This is a genomic window from Haloarcula sp. CBA1115, assembly GCF_000827835.1.
GTDB lineage: Archaea > Halobacteriota > Halobacteria > Halobacteriales > Haloarculaceae > Haloarcula > Haloarcula hispanica.
Genome location: NZ_CP010529.1, coordinates 3,184,382 through 3,203,694, shown reverse-complemented (window position 1 = coordinate 3,203,694; position 19,313 = coordinate 3,184,382). Strand labels below are relative to the sequence as shown.

General features: G+C 63.3%; 15 protein-coding genes. 13 read left to right on the top strand and 2 right to left on the bottom strand.

Features of this window, described 5'->3' with window-relative positions; all coding sequences use genetic code 11:
• Positions 1–63: 63 nt before the first annotated feature.
• Together SG26_RS16010 and SG26_RS16005 are read left to right on the top strand one after the other, a co-directional pair.
• Positions 64–999: an A/G-specific adenine glycosylase gene (locus tag SG26_RS16010; RefSeq protein WP_050038299.1), complete on the top strand. Its 936-nt coding sequence runs from the start codon at positions 64–66 to the stop codon at positions 997–999.
• 47 nt (positions 1,000–1,046) lie between these two features.
• Positions 1,047–2,054, top strand: a complete 1,008-nt coding sequence (locus tag SG26_RS16005) for a sodium:calcium antiporter (RefSeq protein ID WP_014040437.1) — start codon at positions 1,047–1,049, stop codon at positions 2,052–2,054.
• A gap of 21 nt (positions 2,055–2,075) precedes the next feature.
• Here SG26_RS16005 and SG26_RS16000 read toward each other — a convergent pair whose 3' ends face one another.
• Positions 2,076–2,615 (bottom strand): GNAT family N-acetyltransferase, encoded by a 540-nt coding sequence (locus SG26_RS16000; protein ID WP_014040436.1) that lies wholly within the window; start codon positions 2,613–2,615, stop codon positions 2,076–2,078.
• Between the two features lie 248 nt (positions 2,616–2,863).
• Between SG26_RS16000 and glmS the strand changes: the two genes are divergently transcribed.
• The 7 genes from glmS to SG26_RS15970 all read left to right on the top strand — a co-directional run bounded on the left by glmS (position 2,864) and on the right by SG26_RS15970 (position 8,114).
• A complete protein-coding gene (glmS, locus tag SG26_RS15995; RefSeq protein ID WP_014040435.1) occupies positions 2,864–3,310 on the top strand; it encodes a methylaspartate mutase subunit S in 447 nt (148 codons plus the stop codon).
• 125 nt (positions 3,311–3,435) lie between these two features.
• The gene (locus tag SG26_RS21700) at positions 3,436–3,606 is read left to right on the top strand and encodes a hypothetical protein (RefSeq protein ID WP_004518074.1); all 171 of its coding nucleotides are present in this window, start codon (positions 3,436–3,438) and stop codon (positions 3,604–3,606) included.
• A gap of 109 nt (positions 3,607–3,715) precedes the next feature.
• Positions 3,716–4,294 carry an NADPH-dependent FMN reductase gene (locus SG26_RS15990; protein ID WP_050038111.1) on the top strand — a complete coding sequence of 193 codons (579 nt, stop codon included), beginning with the start codon at positions 3,716–3,718 and terminating at the stop codon, positions 4,292–4,294.
• Positions 4,295–4,384: 90 nt separating this feature from the next.
• Positions 4,385–5,032, top strand: a complete 648-nt coding sequence (locus SG26_RS15985) for a YIP1 family protein (RefSeq protein WP_050038110.1) — start codon at positions 4,385–4,387, stop codon at positions 5,030–5,032.
• A gap of 26 nt (positions 5,033–5,058) precedes the next feature.
• Positions 5,059–5,322, top strand: a complete 264-nt coding sequence (locus SG26_RS15980; RefSeq protein ID WP_004592637.1) for a hypothetical protein — start codon at positions 5,059–5,061, stop codon at positions 5,320–5,322.
• 64 nt (positions 5,323–5,386) lie between these two features.
• Positions 5,387–7,585, top strand: a complete 2,199-nt coding sequence (locus SG26_RS15975) for a DHH family phosphoesterase (protein ID WP_050038109.1) — start codon at positions 5,387–5,389, stop codon at positions 7,583–7,585.
• Positions 7,586–7,625: 40 nt separating this feature from the next.
• On the top strand, positions 7,626–8,114 hold the full coding sequence (locus tag SG26_RS15970; RefSeq protein WP_014040431.1) for a cupin domain-containing protein: 489 nt from the start codon (positions 7,626–7,628) through the stop codon (positions 8,112–8,114).
• A gap of 4 nt (positions 8,115–8,118) precedes the next feature.
• On the opposite strand, the gene SG26_RS15965 is transcribed toward SG26_RS15970, so the two are convergent.
• Complete coding sequence (locus SG26_RS15965; RefSeq protein WP_050038108.1) at positions 8,119–10,011, bottom strand: methyl-accepting chemotaxis protein; 1,893 nt, start codon at positions 10,009–10,011, stop codon at positions 8,119–8,121.
• 386 nt (positions 10,012–10,397) lie between these two features.
• On the opposite strand from SG26_RS15965, the gene SG26_RS15960 reads away from it, so the two are divergent.
• The 4 genes from SG26_RS15960 to SG26_RS15945 all read left to right on the top strand — a co-directional run bounded on the left by SG26_RS15960 (position 10,398) and on the right by SG26_RS15945 (position 19,313).
• Positions 10,398–12,053, top strand: a complete 1,656-nt coding sequence (locus SG26_RS15960; protein ID WP_050038107.1) for a tRNA uridine(34) 5-carboxymethylaminomethyl modification radical SAM/GNAT enzyme Elp3 — start codon at positions 10,398–10,400, stop codon at positions 12,051–12,053.
• Between the two features lie 346 nt (positions 12,054–12,399).
• Complete coding sequence (locus SG26_RS15955; protein ID WP_228841564.1) at positions 12,400–16,461, top strand: CARDB domain-containing protein; 4,062 nt, start codon at positions 12,400–12,402, stop codon at positions 16,459–16,461.
• A gap of 114 nt (positions 16,462–16,575) precedes the next feature.
• The gene (locus SG26_RS15950) at positions 16,576–18,207 is read left to right on the top strand and encodes a hypothetical protein (protein ID WP_050038105.1); all 1,632 of its coding nucleotides are present in this window, start codon (positions 16,576–16,578) and stop codon (positions 18,205–18,207) included.
• Positions 18,208–18,278: 71 nt separating this feature from the next.
• Positions 18,279–19,313, top strand: a complete 1,035-nt coding sequence (locus tag SG26_RS15945; RefSeq protein WP_050038104.1) for an NAD(P)/FAD-dependent oxidoreductase — start codon at positions 18,279–18,281, stop codon at positions 19,311–19,313.

Sequence of the window (19,313 nt, the reverse complement as noted above, 5' to 3'; positions counted from 1 at the left end):
ACAGCCGACGGGATGGGCGGCAACGACCGCCACGCACAAATCGGGACAGGGCTAAACGGGGGTATGACCGACCAGTCGACAGCGACGGACCGTCATGGGGCCGTGCCCGCGGACCCGTCGGCTGTCCAGGACGCGCTCGTGGAGTGGTACGAGGCGGACCACCGCTCGTACCCGTGGCGGGAGACGACTGACCCCTACGAGATTCTCGTTTCCGAAGTGATGAGCCAGCAGACCCAACTGGACCGGGTCGTCGACGCCTGGGAGGACTTTCTGGACCGCTGGCCGACTGCGGCGGCCCTGGCCGAGGCCGACCGTTCGGATGTCGTGGGCTTCTGGACCAGTCACTCGCTGGGCTACAACAATCGTGCGAAGTACCTCCACGAGGCGGCCGGCCAAGTGGTCGACGACTACGACGGCGAGTGGCCCCGCGACCCGGACGGCCTCAGCGACCTGATGGGTGTCGGTCCCTACACCGCCAACGCCGTCGCCTCCTTCGCGTTCAACAACGGGAACGCCGTCGTCGATACGAACGTCAAGCGTGTCCTGTACCGCGTCTTCGACGTGCCGGACGACGATTCAGAGTTTGAAGCGGCCGCAAGCAAACTCATGCCCGGGGGCCAGTCGCGAGTCTGGAACAACGCCATCATGGAACTGGGCGGGGTTGCCTGCGAAAAGACGCCGGATTGTGACGGCGCGCAGTGCCCGTGGCGTGAGTGGTGTTCGGCCTACGAAACGGGCGATTTCACCGCGCCGGACGTCCCGACCCAGCCCGAGTTCGAGGGGAGCCGTCGACAGATGCGCGGCCGCGTCATCTCGGCGCTCAAGGAGTACGACGAGCTACAACTGGACCAGTTGGGGCCGCGTGTGCGCGTGGACTACGCGCCCGAGGGGGAGTACGGCCGCGAATGGCTCCGAGGGCTTCTGGAGGATTTGGCCGACGACGGGCTAGTCGATGTCGAGAACAGCGACGGCGAGGCGGTCGCGCGCCTCCAGCGCTGACCGCCAGTGGCATACACCCTTGAACCCGTGCGGTCAATACGTCCACAATGGCTGGCTTGCTGGGTTCGGTCGCTCTCATCGTCGTCGCAACCGCTGTCATCTGGAAAGGGAGCGCGTACTTCGAGCGGGCCGCAGAACGGCTGAGCAAGTACTACGGGTTACCGGTGGCGGTTCACGGCGCAATCGTCGTCGCCGTCGGGTCGAGCTTTCCCGAGATAAGTTCGGTCGTTATCAGCACCGTCGTCCACGACGAGTTCTCGCTGGGCGTCGGTGCAATCGTCGGGAGCGCGATATTCAATCTGCTCGTGATTCCGGCCCTCGCGGCGCTGTCGAGCGAAGAACTCCGGTCGACGCGTGACATCGTCCACAAAGACGCCCAGTTCTACGTCATCAGCGTCCTCATCCTGTTCATCGTGTTCGCGCTCGGGGCGACGTACGTTCCGGGCGGGACCAATCGGGCGGCTATCCTGACCCCGACGCTCGTCGCCGTTCCGCTCATGGCCTACGGTATCTACGTCTTCTTGCACCAGCAGGACGCCAGCGAGCACGTCGCAGACGAAACCCACAGCGTCCGTCCGGGACGGGAGTGGGGAATGCTGGGGGTCGGACTCGTCGTCATCACGGTCGGCGTCGAGGGGATGGTTCAGGGCGCGCTCGCCCTCGGTGTCATCTTCGACACGCCGACGTTCCTCTGGGGGTTGACCGTCATCGCCGCCGGGACGAGCCTCCCTGATGCCTTCGTCAGCGTCCGGGCCGCGAAAAACGACGACAGCGTCACGAGTCTGACGAACGTTCTGGGAAGCAATACGTTCAATCTGCTGGTGGCGATTCCCGTCGGCGTCCTCCTTGCAGGGCGGGCGACAATCGACTTTCTCGTGGCGATTCCGACGATGGGGTTTCTGGGGTTCGTGACGCTGGTGTTCATCGTGTTCATCCGGACGGACCTCGAACTCTCTGACCGCGAAGCGTACACGTTGCTTGGTCTGTACGTGGTGTTCGTCTGCTGGATGGCCCTCGAATCGGTCGGGCTCATCGAGACGGTCAGTGGTATCTGAGACGGATCGCGTTTGCTGACGCTACTCGTCGCCTTCTTCGGGCGACAGCTCGCGGGAATACACGGCCTCGTCGTAGGGATCGCCGCCGATAGTGAGTGTCCGAGTCTTGGTCCGCTCGAAGCCGAGGTTCTCGAAGAACTCCCGGCTCCGGTCGTTCGAGGCCAGGTCGAGCGCCCGGAACTGCTCAACGCCGTGTTCCAGAAAGATGTCTTCGAGCCGGTCGTACAGCGCCGTCCCGACACCCTCCCCGTGGTAGTCCGGGTGGACGTACAGCCGCAGCATCGTCCCCATCGTATGCATGGTGATGCCCTGGGTGAAGCCGATGATTTCGCCGTCCTGTTCGGCAACCAGTAACGTCGCCTCGATGTCGTCGAGGTCGTTGGCGGGGACGCCGCCGGCCCACCCGTGGAGCGCGCTGCCCAGCGGGTCGGCGTACCAGTCGGATATCGTCTCGTCGATGACGTCGGAGTCCAGCGAGTCGTAGGCGTCGTGCCACGCCGCCCGTGCGACCCGGCGGATGCCGTCGGCGTCGGCGTCGAAGGCTCGGCGGATGGTCGTCATGCGTGTCCCGACGACGGACAGACAGATTGTTCCGAGCGGGTGCCACAGTGGGTGGACTGACGCGATAGGCGGCGCAGTACCCGGGGATCTGCCAGATGCTGAATCGTGTCGCGTACCATAGATGCTGTGTCTATCGGTTCGTTTGGGCTATCATGGCTAATATCCTCTCCCCGGTGTGTGAACCATTCCCATAATCTATCATGGTTTATCATTAGGTTTATGTAGTTGACACCCATTGGTGGTCTTGTATGAGGACAGTCATCCTCGGTGTCATCGGCTCCGACGCGCACGTCGTTGGGATTACCATTCTGGAACGAGCGTTCGAAGCGGCAGGGTTCAACGTAGTCAACCTCGGTGTCCAGTCGTCCCAGTCGGAGTTCATCGACGCCGCGGATGAACACGACGCCGAAGCGATACTCGTTTCGTCGCTGTACGGCCACGCCGAGCAGGATTGTCAGGGGTTCCAGCAGCAGATCAACGAGGCGGGTCTGGACGTGACGACCTACATCGGCGGCAACCTCGCTGTCGGGCAGGACTCCTTCGAGGAGACGCGCGAGACGTTCAAAGCGCTCGGTTTCGACCGGGTCTTCGATTCGGAGACCGACCCTGAGGAGGCTATCGAGGCGTTGAAAGCCGACCTCGGCCACCGCTCCCGTGAGGAAGCGTCGTCCGAGAAGGTTCAGCTCGGCTCCTGAGCCACGGACTCCTTTTGCAGCCGTTAGCGTAGCGAACATGCGTAATCCGCCAGCCACTCATCGACTGCTGTCGTCGACCACGCACAGCCCGGGGTGCTTTACGACCAGGGTCCCTATGGAGTATAATGTCACACATGACAGCTGAGCTGAGTGACGGCACCGAAATCAAGAACATTCACGACGTGGTCGAGGGGTCGAACGGTGTCCATCTGAAGAAGGAGGTCGGCAGTGGCGGGCTCGAACGTGTCGCGTACATCCCGTATCCGAACCTCCTCTACGTCTACCACGACAACTGAGCGTCGGCCAGAGCGACCTTCATGGCCTGACAAACCGACAGCCGGAAAGGGACTAGCGCTGCGCCTCGTCTCCCCCATCGATATACCGGCCCCACTCCATAGACCCGACATGTCCGAACCACACATCGTCGGTGTCGTCGGCAGTCTCAGAGAGGAGAGCTACACCAGGGTCGGTATCGAGCGCGCGCTCGTCGCCGCCGAGGAGTTGGGGGCGACCACGGAACTGCTGGATCTTCAGGAATTCGACCTACCGGTGTTCGATGCCGACCATCGCGAGGTCGGCGACGCTGTCGAGTTCGCCGATAGAGTTCACGCGGCTGATTCAATTCTGCTGGGGACGCCGGTGTATCACGGGTCCTATTCCGGCGTGCTGAAGAACGCACTCGACTACTGTGGCTTCGACGAGTTCGAACACAAAACCGTGGGATTGCTAGCGGTCGCCGGCGGGGGCTTTCCCATCACCGCGCTCGAACACCTCCGCTCGGTCTGCCGGGCGCTGAACTGCTGGGTCATCCCGCATCAGGCCGCGGTTCCGAACGCACACAATCACATCGCTGACGGTCAGATAGTCGACGCCGATATCGAGGAACGCGTGACGTCGCTCGGTGAGGAAGCAGTCAAGTACGCGAACATCGAGCCGGACTCGGCGTGTTTCGAGAGTACGGAGAACGTCGGAGCGGACGATTAGCCGTGAGGACCGCTGTGCGTGTCCGAGCCGAAGGGGATCGCTGACGGATAGAAGGAAACGGTCAAACCGGCTCGCGCCCAAGTTTCAGGCGTGACTCAGTGGGTCGAGAATCCGACCGGTGGCCGGGACCGCGGGCCAGCCGCGCTGGTGCGTGCGTGGGTGGAAATACTCCGCCGTCCGCGGCGGTTCTTCCGGACCGGCGTCGCGCCGGGTGACCAGGCCCCGGGGCTGGTGTTTGCGGCGACAGTAGTCCTCTTCGAGGAGGTGAGCCGTTACGCCGTCGTCAAGCTGGCCCAGCGGGGACTGCTGTCTACGGGGCCGTTCGACTACCCCGCTATCGGTGGCTTCTCGCCCGGCGTCGCGGTACTGGCGCTGTTTGCTATTCTCGTGTTCGTCACGCCGGCGACGGTGCATCTGACGGCGGCGCTACAGACGCTGCTGTTGCTTCCCCTCGGACTGCTCCCCGTCGCGTCGGACCGCGGCGGCGTGAGCGAAACCGTCCAAGTGATGTGCTACGCGATGGCCCCCTGTCTGCTGGCGGGTCTGCCCAGCGCAGAAGTCCGGGTGCTCGTCACCGCCTGGGGCGCGGGCCTGTACCTGCTCGGCACTGCCGTCGTCCACAATATCCGGCTCCCCGTGGCCGCAATCGTCGGAGCCGTCCCCGCCGCAATTATTTTCGGCTACGGCTTCCGGGGCTTTCAGGCCGTCTCGGTGCTGGCCGCTGACTACGGGTTTTAGGGTCCGCCGGCGTGCGTTTCCACACGATGCTCAGTATCGACATCGACCAGTTCATGCTGGAACTCAAAGATGGAGCGTTCAAGAGCGTCGGCCCGTCGAACAAGGAAGCGACGATCAAGATGTACGATGTGGAGGGCGTCGACGTTCGCGAGTACGGCGACAAGCGCGTGAAAATTGCCTTCGAAGACGAACAGGGAAGCGAAATCGAGGTCGCTCTGTTCCCTGAACAGGCGAAAGCGGTCGCTTCAGGGCTCGAACTACTGGAAGAAGAGAGCGAGATGTTCGAATAGCGGCCCCGTTTGGTTCGTCCGGAATTCGACAACCGTTTTAGGCCCGACATGCTTGCACCGTGTAATGGGTTCGTGTATCATCTGCGGCAAATCTGTCGAAGGACGCATCTGTGACCTCCACGAGGAGGACGCCCTGTTCGAGTTCCGTGGCTCGCGTGCCGACCAGCTATCGGTCGACCGCTACTACCGCGGCAGTGTTGACGGCTTCGCCGAGTTCGGCGTGTTCGTCGACATCGGCGACAGCGTAACGGGGCTGCTCCACCGGAGCGAACTGGACCAGCGGCTCGATTCCCTCGACTGGGACTCGGGCGACACCGTCTACGTCCAGGTCAAGAACGTACGGGACAACGGCAACGTCGACCTCGGCTGGTCGATCCGCCAGTCCGAACGCGAGTTCCGCGGCGTCCTCGTCGACGACCCGGAAATCGGTCACTCCGTCCTGCTTGAGAACGAAGACGACGAAGACGAGACACAGTCCGACGATTCGGACGAGGAGGCGTCTCGACCCTCAACTGACGAGTCAGCGGGACAAAGCGACGACGAATCGGACGCGGACGAAGGCACCGAATCCGACGACAGCAGCGCCACGAACGCCGGCGCAGTCAGTCGGGCCAGCGATGACGACCGCGTCGAAGGCACTGCGGCCGTCGGCGGCAACGACAGCGGGTCGAACACCGCCGTCATGACCGAGTCCGACGAGGAAGCCGACGCAGAGAGCGACGAAAGCGAGGAGCAGACGGACGAGGCGACCACGGCCGAACCGGTCGCCGCGGCTATCGGCGATCTCGACGACCACGTCGGTGCGGACGTTCGACTGGAAGGCGAAGTCGTCGGCATCCGACAGACCTCCGGGCCGACGGTGTTCGAACTGCAGGACGAGACCGGCACTGTCGACTGCGCGGCCTTCGTCGAGGCAGGCGTCCGCGCCTACCCCGAGGTCGAAGAAGACGACTACGTCCGACTCTCGGGCGAAGTCCGCGAGCGTCGCGGTGAACTGCAGGTCGAGACCGAGGAGCTCGATGTCCTCGAAGCCGAGGAGCGCGAGGAAGTCGAACAGCGGCTCGCCGACGCCCTCGACGACGAGGCCCGACCTGACACGGCCGAACCGCTCGCCGATGATACGGCGGTTGCGGCCCTCTCCGATGATCTGGTCGAAGCGGCGACCCAGATCCGGAAGGCAGTGCTGACGGACCGTCCGGTCATCGTCCGCCACGCCAACACCGCGGACGGCTATCTCGCCGGCAGCGCGCTCGAACGCGCCGCACTCCCGCTGGTCACCGAGCAGCACCGCCGCGCCGACGCGAAGTACCACTACTTCGACCGGCGACCAATCGAGGGCGGCGTCTACGACATGGACGACGCGACGAAGGACACGACGACGATGCTCGACAACCGGGAGCGCCACGAGGAGAAACTCCCGCTGTTCGTCTTCGTCGCCGCCGGCGGCACGCGCGAGAGCCTTGACGGCTTCGACCTGCTGAACGTCTACGGCGCGCCGAGCGTCGTCATCGACGACATCGACGTCGACGGCGCGGTCGTCGACACGGTCGACGCCGTTGTCTCCCCCTCCGCTGACGCCGTTTCCGAGACCACCTCGACGGCGCTTGCGGCCAACGTCGCCGCACACGTCAACGAAGACGTTCGTGACGACCTGCAACACCTTCCGGCCGTGAGCTTCTGGGAGGACATCCCCGAGCCGTACGTCGAGGCCGCCAGCGAGGCCGGCTACGACGAGACCGCCGTGTCGGAACTCCGCGAAGCCGTCGCGCTCGAAGCCCACTACCAGTCCTACGAGGACAAGCGCGAACTCATCACCGACCTCGTGTTCGGCGACGACGAGGAGGACGTGGGCGGCCTGGCCGGCCACATCGCCGAGCAGTTCCGCGAGAAGGTCGACGAAGAGGTGTCCACCGCCCGGGCCAACCTCGACCACCGGACCGTCGGTGACGTGGACATCGCCGTGCTCGACACGGACGCCTTTACCCACCAGTACGAGTTCCCGCCGGAGTCGCTCCTGCTGGATGAACTCCACCGGGATGTCCGCGACGAGAGCGACGCCGTGCTCGGCATCTCGACGGACACGATGTACGTCCGTGCCAACGGCGACCTGGACCTGCACGAGCTAGTCAGCGAAGTCAGCGAGCGAGTTCCCGAAGGCGGCGTCGCGACGCGGAGCGTCCGCGAGGGGACCATCCGCTATCTGGCTGGCGAGCGCCCGGCCGTCCTCGACGCCACGCTCGACGTGCTGGCCGACGAACTGTAGCGCAGAGGACTTTTTCTATCCGCCGGCAGTCTGACCGGGCATGAGCGACGGCCCCGTCAACGAAGCCGACCTCGACTGGACCGACCACGACCACGGCGACCGGACGTTCAGGCGCAAGCAGCTTGGTGACGCCGCCGGGGGCGAACAACTCGGCGCGAGCCTCTATGCCGTCCCACCGGGGAAACGGCTCTGGGTGCGCCACTACCACGAAGGCAACGAGGAAGCGATATTTGTCCAGGCCGGGACCGGCACGCTCTGGCTCGGCCCCGACGCTGAGGAACACGCACTCAAGCCGGGCGATTTCGTCGCGCTTCCGGCCGGCGAGGAGAGTGCGCACGAAATCGAAGCCGGCGAGTCTGAACTCCGACTGCTGATGGTTTCGACGATGGAAGAACCGGATATCACCGTGTACCCCGACCGGGAGATGGTCGGGCTGTACGCCGGGTCACCCCCGGGCGGCGAGAAAGCGGACCGAACGCTGTCGACGTATCTCGACAGGAACGCGGAAAAAGAGTACTGGGAGGAGTGAGCCGCTATCGGCTGTCGACTTCGAACTCCGACAGCATCGTCTGGAGCCGTTCGGACTGCTCGGCGAGTGATTCGATGCTGGCACTGACCTGCGACATGGACGCGGCCTGTTCCTGCGCGGTCGCGGAGGCGGTCTCGGTCTCCGCGGCGGTCGCCTCGCTGATGTCCACGGCCTCCTCGACCATCGACACCGCTTCCTCGGTCGTGGCGGCCTGGTCGTCGGTCGTGTCGCTGATCTCCTGAATCCCGTCGTCGGTCGCCTCGGCGTTCTCGGCCACCTGCGTGAACGTGTCGACGACGTCTTCGACGGCTTCTGTACTCTCCTGCATATCCTGCTTTGCCCCCCGTGCCTCTGTGACCGTGGTTTCGGTCTGGGCCTGGGTCTCCGCGATGAGCTGTTCGATTTCGGTCGCCGATGCCTGGGTCTCCTCTGCCAGCTGTTTGACCTCGTCTGCGACGACGGCGAACCCATCGCCGCCCGACCCGTTTCCGGCCCGTGCGGCCTCGATGTTGGCATTCAGGGCCAGCATGTTCGTCTGCTCGGCGATGTCGCCGATGAGATCGACGATCTCACCGATCTCTGCCATCTTCTCGTCCAGTCGCTCCACGTTTTCGACGGTCGAATCGATGGCCGTCTGGACCTCTCGGGAGCCCGCTATCGCTTCCTGTGCGGTCTCCTCGCCGTCGTCCGCGATCTTGGCTGTCTCGCGGGACCGTTCCGCGACGGTTTCGGCCGAAGCGGCGACCTCCTCGACGGTGGCTGACAGGTCGGTCATCTCGCTTGAGACGGTTTCGAGCATCTCACGCTGGTCGACCGCCCCGCTGGCGATGCCCTGAATCGATTCGCTCATGTCTTCGCTGGCCCCCGTTGCCTCGTTGGCACCGGCCGTGGCCTGGTCGCTCGTCGACGCGACCTCCTGCGAGAACGTCTGTATTTCGGCCATCGCCGACTCCGTCTCCGTCATCATCTTGTTGAACGACTCGGCGATCTGTGCCATCGCGTCACTCTCGCTGTCGGGGTCAATCCGGACCGTGAGGTCTCCGTCGGCCGCCCGGGACATCGCCGCGCTGTAAGCGTCGGCCGTGGCTTCGAGGTGCTCGTTGAACTCTTCGACCTCTTGCTGTCGGGCCTCGGCCTCGGCTTTTGCCTCCTCGGCTTCGGCGATAGCCTGTTCCATCTCGGCTTTCTTCTCCTCCAGGTTTTCGACCTCTTGGGTCTTCTCTCTGGCCTGTTCGAGTTGTTGTTCCGCCGCTTCACGGGATCGCTCGGTCGACGACCAGTGCGCCATCAGCGCCGCGGCCAGCATCAGAACGAAGCCCGCGTGGATGAACGCCCACACCCACGGGTTGTTGATCGCCGCCGAGTGGTTGTACACCCGACTCGGGTCGATCATGCCGAAAATCCCGTGCTGGACGGAGACGTACCCGATGCCGAGGAAGAACGGCAGCCAGTCTTCGTAGACGGCAACCACAGCCATCACGATGAAAAAGTGGAAGTGAGCCTCGATGTACCCGCCGGAGAAGTGGACCAGGAACCCGGACGTCGTGACGAGTCCCATCGTCGCCAGCGCGGTTCGCGTTCGCCGACCGAACCAGGGCAACCTCGCTAACACGGCGAGGCCGACGACGACCCCGACCTCTGCGAGAACGTGGAGCGTGTCTATCTCGGGAAGCGTCGCGCCCGTGACGAGCGACTCAGTTCCCGAATACAGCCCGAGTGCCAGCAGGAACGGCACATGCGCAAGCAGCAGAATGAGGATATTACGGTGTCGGCCGCGCCATGTCTCGTCGGGGATCGTATCGCCACTCGGAATGTATGCAATGAACTCTTGGAACCGTTCCGTCGGCGTCAATTCCCGGGAGCGAGTTTGTGCAGACCCACTGGTCGTGTCTGGCATATATACACAGTCGAGGAGAGCAATGACTAAAAGACTCCCCTGGCAGTATCATTCGAAATAACGGGGTAGAGCGCCTGAGGCGGGGCTTCAACGACTCTGGAGTTGTTTTCAGACAGCTCATTCGCTGCCGACTGCGACCCGGGTCCCGCTACGTATCAGTCGCCGAGACGGACCTGGCTGCCTTCTTCGCACCGTAGTACGCCCACTCCGCGCTGTAACAGAACACACAGCCGCGGAAGGTCGGTCGGGGCTCCTGGTGTCGTCCGTTTCGCTTCTCATACCTCTCTTTGGTGTGACAGCACAATGAACCCCACGGCCACCCCCGTCGCTGACGATACCCGAGCGACACGCTTATTCGGCCGAGACGCCGATTTCGCACAACGCCGATGAGCACGGAGACGCCGGACCCAGACGAGACAGAGACCTTCCAGCAGGTGTGTGCGGAGCTGGTCGACCGGATTCTCGCAGGCGAGGTCGAGCGCGACGACGTCGAATCGGCCAAGATAGATGTCTGTCGAGAGTATTCCGCGCCGAAAGTGCCGAAAAACTCCGAACTGCTCGATTACGCGCCACAGGAGCACCGCGAGGTGCTGGAGGAGGTCCTCCAGCGCAAGCCCGTTCGGACTGCCTCGGGTGTCTCCCCTATCGCTATCATGACCTCACCCGAGCGGTGTCCTCACGGGAAGTGCCTGTACTGTCCGGGCGGCCCGGATTCGGAGTTCTCCTCCGCGCAGTCCTACACCGGCCACGAGCCCGCGGCCGCACGCGGCGAACAGAACGACTACGACCCCTACGGCCAGGTGACCCTCCGACTCAACCAACTGCGGGAGATCGGCCATCCTGTCGACAAGGCCGAACTCATCGTGATGGGCGGGACGATGACGGCCCGGAGCCACGACTACCAGGAGTGGTTCGTCAAGCGGGCCCTGGAGGCGATGAACGACTTCGACGTGGACGGAGAACCGACGCCCGCGGAGGACGTGAGCTTCGCCGAGGACGACTACGAGTTCCGGTATCTGGAAGATGTCATCGCGGAAAACGAGACCGCTGACGTCCGCAACGTCGCCACCACGTTCGAGACGAAGCCGGACTGGTGTGATCCGGAACAGATCGACCGGATGCTCGACCTCGGCGGGACGAAAGTCGAGGTCGGCGTCCAGACGACCTTCGAGCGGATCAACCGCGAGATGCACCGCGGCCACGGCGTGCAGGCCTCCATCGACGCGAACCGCCGCCTGCGCGATTCCGGGTTCAAGGTGGGCTTTCACATGATGCCAGGCCAGCCCGGGATGTCCAAGGAGATGTGTCTGGAGGACTTCCGGCGCATCTTCGACCAGACGGACTGGCGGCCCGACTACCTCAAGATATACCCGACGCTGATTGTCGAGGGAACCGTCACATACGACTGGTGGCGCAACGACGAGTTCGACCCGCTGGACAACGACGAGGCCGCTGAGTTAGTCGCCGAAATCAAGGACATGATTCCCCGCTACACCCGACTTCAGCGCGTCCAGCGGGACATCCCGGCTGACTTCATCGAAGGCGGGGTCTGGAAGTCGAACCTCCGGCAACTCGCCTGGAAGCGGATGGAAGAACACGACTGGACGTGTGACTGTATCCGCTGTCGGGAGGCCGGACACAGCGATGACGTCGCCGAGAACATCGAACTCGACGTGATGACCTACGAGGCCTGTGGCGGCACGGAACACTTCATCTCCTTCGAGGACTTCGAGAACGATGTCCTCGTCGGCTTCTGTCGGCTTCGGTTCCCCAACGACCCGGTGCGCCGGGAGCTACAGGACGCCGCAATCGTCCGCGAACTCCATGTCTACGGCAACGCCGTCGGCGTCGGGCAGGAAGGTGACGATGAGGACCACCAGCACAAAGGCTACGGAAAGAAACTGCTGGAGAAAGCGGAGGCACTGGCCCGGGACGCCGGCTTCCCGAAACTGGCCGTCATTTCCGGCATCGGTGTCCGGCAGTACTACCGGGAGAAACTGGGGTACAAGCAGGACGGCCCGTACGTGAGCAAGCGCCTCTGATAGCGTTCCGACCTGACTTTCCCATCGCTACCGTGTAACCGCACGGCTTGTGAGTGGCCCATAGCTACAGAACTGCGATGTTGTGTGTCCGCTCAGCGTGCGGTGCCGCCACCGCGCCACGGGTGCTGGGCGACGATTGAAAGGACAGACGTCATTTGAGGTACTATATGTATACCGACGTGACAGCTGTACTGCCGGAGTGGTGTGACTAGGCCATTACCTGTAATGTCTGGCTGCATCCCTTATTAGACTAGAACCGGCAGTAGCGGACGGTAGGCGCGATAATAGGACCTTACTTGGCGATTCGTTCCCGCTAACTAATTACCATACTGTCATCGGCCAACCCATGGGTAAGATTACGGGCCTGTGGCTATCAGCGATGATGCTACTGGCTGTGGTTGCGGTGTCGACGGCCCCGATGTTTGGGCCGGGCGTTGCGGCTGCGTCTAATCACGAGACAGGGACTATCAAGGTGACCGACGCCTCGACGACAAAGACCAACAGCTCCGGAACGCACGACGCGCCGTTCTCGGTCGTTCCCGACATGGAGTTTCAGGTAGAGTTCACGGCTACAAACACCGGAGACCGCGACAGCACGAAACAAGTAGCCGTCACGGTTGACGGCGAGCAAGTCGAGCAAGTCGACGTTGCACTCGACAGCGGCCAGCAGACGAACAAGACCGTTCCTGTCGCGCTCGACGACACCGGCGAGCACGACCTCGCCGTCGGCGGTGTCTCAGCCGGGACGGTGACCGTCGTCGAACCGCCGAATATCACGGTCACTGAGACGGCTGTCAACCGAACTACGGTCACGCGAGGTGAACACATCGAAGTAACTCACACGCTGGAAAACACTGGCGGGAAAACCGGCGCGCTGACCGTCACACCGACGCTGAAGAACACGGACACCGGAGAGTCTCAGATGGTCAACGAACTCGATGTCGAGGTCGGTGGCGGTGACACGGAAACAGCTTCGTGGACGCTGGACACCGGGACCCTCGACGAGCTGTCTGCCGGGGAATACGAACTGCAGGACGGTTCCGGCTCGAGCCCGACCATCACTATCGAGGAGTTGACGCTGTTCACGGTCGATTACTGGCAGCTAAGTGACGAATCGACAGTAACGGACGACCCAGTTGAGCTAACCGTCTGGATGGAAAACCCCAGAGACGGGGACGGGACGGCAACGGAGGATGTCGTTCTGCGGGCTGACGGCACTGAAATCGCCACCCGGACCGTCGAAATCGAGAACGGCGGTACGAAGACGCTGGAGTTCTCACCGACCTTCGACAGTGAAGGGACGTACGATCTGACAATAAACGGGGAGTCGGTCGGGTCTGTCGAAGTTGCGGACGAGGCCTCAATTCAGGTTCGGGACGCCGGGCTCATCGACACCCAGGTCAATACTGACACGGACACGGGCGGCATCGGGACCCGTGAGCCGGAGCTGTGGGTTACGGTGGAGAACACCGGCGGACAGAGCGGAACAATTACACTGCCTATCGAAGTCGGCGGCACGCAGGTCGGCCAGAAGTCGATACCGGTCCCGACCGGAGAGACAGTCAACGAGACGGTCCGCTATCGACTCGAAGATATTGTTGACGAGGGCGACCACGAGGTCACGGTCGGCGGTGTCACCGCCGGCACCCTGACTGTCGGCCAGCCCGATATTCAGGTCACCGACGCGAAGTGGAACAGAACAACGGTCACCCGGGGCGACGCGGCAGAACTGACGGTGACGGCCAGAAACGATGGGACCGTGACCGCGAAGCAGGAGTTCTGGGTCGAAACGGAGAATGAAGCCGTCGACGCCGTCTCGTTCGATCTGGAACCCGATGCATCCGATACGGACACGTACGTGCACACGTTCGAGGAGCCCGGCACGTACCAGTTCACGGTCGGTAGCGAGACTCAGACCGTCACGGTGGAGCAGCCAGCGACGTTCGAAGTCTCCGAAAGGGCGCTGAACACGACGAGGGTGGGCGAGGGCGAGAGCGTCGCGGTGACCGCGACGGTTACGAACACTGGCGACCAGACCGGTACCTACGAGGTCCCGCTTACAGTCGCTGACGAGCGGGTGAACGCCACGGAACTGCAATTAGGCCCTGGAGAATCGACGACTGTCTCGTTCACGGAGTCGTTCACCGCCGTCGGCACGTACCCTATCGACCTCGACGGCGAGCGGGTCGGAACAGTTCGAGTCTCCGAGGCGGCGACGTTCGAAACCACTAGCGTCGACCTGAACCGAACGGACGTCGTCACCGGGGAGCCGATAGCTGTCACCGCGTCCGTCCGGAACGAAGGCGATCAGACCGGGACAGCCGATGTACGGCTGCAGGAGGACGGCAACACGATAGACACGCAGTCGGTGACACTCGACGGCGGCGAGGAAGCGACCGTCACGTTCGTCCAGTCGTTCAGCGATGCGGGGACGCGGGACATCGCCGTCGACAACCAGTTCGGAGCCAGCGTGACGGTCACGGAACCGGCGACGTTCGAGGTCAGCAACGCGGCGGTCAGTAGCGAGTCCGTGACTCAGGGCGGCTCTGTCGAGCTTAGCGCGACCCTCACGAACACCGGTGGCCAAGCGGGGACTGTCACCGGTGAATTCGCCGTCGCGGGCTCCATCGCGGAGAGCCGAGAAGTGACGCTGGAGGGCGGTGAAGCGACGGAAATCACGTATAACCACGTCTTCAACGACAGCGGGAACTACGTAGTCGACATCAACGGCCAGCGGGCTGGCACTGTCACGGTCAAGGAGCCGGCGGCATTCGACACGGCTGCCGTCGACCTGAACCGGACGAGCGCTCGGACAGGCGAACCGATTGAGGTGACTGCCACCGTTGTCAACAACGGCGACGAGACAGGGACCTCCCCGGTGCGCCTCCAGACCAACGACGACATCGTGGACACGAGGAACGTCACGCTCTCGGGCGGTCAACAGACCGAGGTCTCCTTCGTCTACGTCTTCGAGAGCGGCGGAGAGTACGACGTGGCGGTCAACGGTGACTCCGGCGGAAACATCTCAGTGACCCAACCCGCGACGTTCGAGGTTCGCGACGCCCGACTGAGTAATTCGTCCACCGAAACCGGCGAGTCAGTGGACGTGACAGCGACTGTCGCAAACGTCGGGACAGAGAGTGGGAACTACACCGCGGCGCTTACAGAGACCAACCAGACGCTCAAGTCCAGAACTATCGGCCCGATTGCCGGCGGTGAAACAGTAACTGTCTCCTTCAGTATCTCCTTCGACAACGAGGGCAACCGCTCGCTCGCTATTGGCAACGCCGCCACTGAAACGCTTGCTGTCGAAGCCGAAAGCAGTAGTGACGGCGGTGGCGGAGGCGGTGGCGGCGGCGGAGGCGGTGGCGGTGGCGGCTTCGATCTCGACGACGAGTCGGACGAGACCGACGACGGCGGCGGCGCAGAGGCGCCCGCGATCTCGCAGTCCCAGATCGACAACGGAGTCACTGTCCGAGTGACTGCCGACGCCGCGAACTCGACGGTCACCCAATCGCTGAACCGCTCCGGGCCGTCCGAGACCGCGCCGGCGTTCACCCTCTCTGCACTCTCGCTCGACGTGACCAACGACAGTGATGGGTTCAACGCGACGATGCTCGGCCCGCAGGCCACGCCGAACAACATGACCGAAGTTCAGGCAGACGGTGTGCGTGGGTACGTGACCGTCACTTCCGGCGCAAATGCGTCTGCCATCAGCCGGGTGAGGTACACCCTGCGGCTCAACGAATCGGCGCTGCCGACCAACGGATCGATGGACGCCGTCCGGGTGTTCCAGTACCACAACGGGTCCTGGAGTCAGCTACCCAGTAGCGCCAACGCGACGAATACGTCTATCCAGGCGTCATCGTCCAACCTCTCGACCATCGCTGTCGTCTCCCCGGTCGCTAATACGTCCACCCCGACGACGACAGCCAGCTCCTCGAATACGAATGCATCGACGCCGACGCCCGCAGAACTCACTGTTGCCGATGCATCCCTGATGGCTGACTGGGTCCGGGCCGGCTTCAACACATCAGCGCGAGCGACCGTCGAGAACCCGACCGACGAAACCGTCGAACAGACGCTGACGGTCACTGTCGACGGCGACCCGGTCGCTTCTCGGACCGTTCGACTCGACGCCGGCGAACAAACTACCGTGACGATGGAGTTCGAAGCTGTCGACGGCGCAGTCGCGGTCAACGGCGTCAGTGCCGGTGACCTCCGCGTTGGCTCGAACTCGGCCCCGAGTACGGGCGGGTCCGGGACTGCCGAGACTGGTGAAAGCGGCGGCGGTGCGGAGCCAGCCTCCGAGACGGTCTCGGCCTCCGGGCCCGGATTTACTGTCCAGTTAGTCACACTTGTGCTGGCGTTAATCGGCGGTCTCGTCCGAGTCCATCGTAGGGTGTAGAGGTCGTACGGACGGCGGATTTTCCGGCCACACTACCGGTTCTGTGTACGAAGGACGACCTTACCGAGGGTTTGGCTGCTGGGTAACTAATCCTTTACTCGCGTACCTCCCTGTATGAGCGAGGTCAAACAACTCTTTGCTGCTGTCACTATCGTTTTCGGCACCGCTGCGCTCGCGTCCGTATTCGCTGTCGGCAGCGTGGGTGCCTCCGGCGCCGGCCCCCAGAACGGTGTATCGGACGCCGCAGTGAGCACACCCGGAGCCGCCGTCGAATCTATTATCGAATCCGACTCTGAGAGACTGCTCGGGCAGGTAAACGAAACGGACGCACCGACCGACGGCGAGCAGACTGCGGAGGCCCAACAGACGCCGACGGAACAGCCACAGACAGACTCCGAAGAAACCGAAGACCCGACCGACCAGACGGAGGAACCTACGGAGAGCCCGGAGACACCGACTGAGAGCGAGGAAACGGAGGAATCGACCGAAAACGAAGAAACGGAGGAGCCGACGCAAACCGAGAACCCCACAGAAAGAGAACATACCGAGACACAGACCCAGACTGAAGAGCCGAATGACAGTGAGGAGACCGAGGAACCGACGGACGATGGAGAGACTGAGCAACCAACGGACAGTGAGGAGACCGAAGAACCAACGGACAGTGAGGAAACTGAAGAACCAACGGACAGTGAAGAGACCGAGGAACCCACTGACCGTGAGGAAACTGAAGAACCAACGGACAGTGAAGAGACCGAGGAACCCACTGACCGTGAGGAAACTGAAGAACCAACGGACAGTGAGGAGACCGAAGAACCAACGGACAGTGAGGAAACTGAAGAACCAACGGACAGTGAAGAGACCGAGGAACCAACGGACAGTGAGGAAACTGAAGAACCAACGGACAGTGAGGAGACCGAGGCACCGACGGACAGTGAAAGAACTGAGAACGGTACACAGGAGGAAACTGAGGCGGATAGCGATGTCGGCGCTGCCGACACTGACGACTCAGGTGGCAACTCCGACGACGATACCGACTCCAGTGGAGACGGTTCGAACGACTCAGGCAACTCCGACAATAGCGGCTCCGAGGACTCTGACGGCTCGGACAACGACGATGACTCCCAGTCTGACGGTGGAATCTATGACGAGATCACGGGGTTGGATGGCAATGAAAACGGGACGTCGACCGATGGGACGAACGCAACCGCGCGGAACGGAACAGCAGGCGGGGGCGCGCCTGCCGGCAACACGACCGGCGACGGAAACGAATCCGCTGGATTCGGGACCGAAGTGGGTACCGATGGGGAACCCACTCCCGAAGGTCAGGGGAACGCCGATTTGCAGATCAGGGAGGCCTCACTGTCGGCTGACTGGGTTCGGGCCGGGTTCAATACGACCGTGCGAACGACAGTAAAGAACGCCCGTCCGCGACCAGTCAACGAGACACTGACCGTGACGGTCGACGGCGAACCGGTGGCAACGAACGAAGTGGCGCTTGAGCCCGGTGAGGAGACGGTCGTCGAGACAGAGTTCGAGGCGGTCAACGGAACCGTTCGGGTCAACGGCGAGACGGCGGGCCCACTCACAGTCGAAAACCAATCCATTCCGGCCACTGACAGCGATGACAGGGCAACGACCGCGGCACAGGGCCCCGGGTTCTCACTCCGCCAAGTGGGCGTCGGTGTCGCGATACTCGCCGTGGTCGGCTGGACGCGTCGGGGTCTCCGACGCCAGCGGGACCGCTGAACCGGACCACTGGCGGGCGGTCCGAACTGGTTGTGTGGTGGATTTTTACTCACACCGTCCGACTGGCACGTATGGCTCGTAACCTCGCAGTCGTCGGTGCCGGTGGTGCCGGTGCGGCGGCAACGTACGCGCTCCACGACGCGGAAGTCGACGTAACAGTGTTCGAGAAGAGCCGCGGCGTCTGCGGGCGCGCCGCGACCCGGCGGCACGGCGACTGCACGTACGAGTACGGGGCGAACTATCTCAAGGCGGACGACGGGCGCGTGACGGAACTGGTCACGGAGGCGCTCTCGACCGAGGGACTCGTCGATATCGAGGAACCGGTGCACGCGTTCGACAGGACCGGGGAAATCGACGCTGGACGGGACGCTGACGAACACAAATGGACGTACGAGGCGGGCATTACACAGCTTGCAAAGCGACTGTTCGACGAGACCGACGCCGAAGTAGAGAACGGCGTCCGGGTCGAACGACTGGAGCGGCAGCGCGACGGCTGGCGGCTCGAGGACGACGACGGAGCGGACCTGGGGCACTTCGACGCCGCGCTGCTGACACCGCCGGCCCCCCAGACAGCAGATTTGCTGGGACAGTCGCGGTGGGATCACGACGACTGCCGGGCGCTTCGGCAGGAAATCGCTTCGGTCCCCTATCGAACGGTCATCGCGGGGGTGCTGCACTATCCCTTCGAAATCGACGTGCCGTGGTATGCCGCGGTCAACAGCGACAAGGACCACGACATCGGCTGGGTCGGCCGCGAGGAGTGCAAGGACGGCCACGTCCCCGACGGCGAGTCCCTGCTGCTGGTGCAGATGAACGAACCGTGGTCGATTGCGAACTACGACGAACACCCCGATACGCTCGTCGACGACATCGCGACGCGGACGGCTCGACTGCTGGACGACGACCGGCTTGCCGACCCCGACTGGACCGACCATCAGCACTGGCGCTACTCCCAGCCCGAGGGCAAGGTCGACCACGATCTGCTGGCGTGTGCCGCCGAGCACGACCTGTACTTCGCCGGCGACTGGGTGGCCGGCGAGGGGCGACTCCACGCGGCGTTACGGAACGGACTGGAGACGGGCGAGGCAATCGCCGACAGCGGGTAA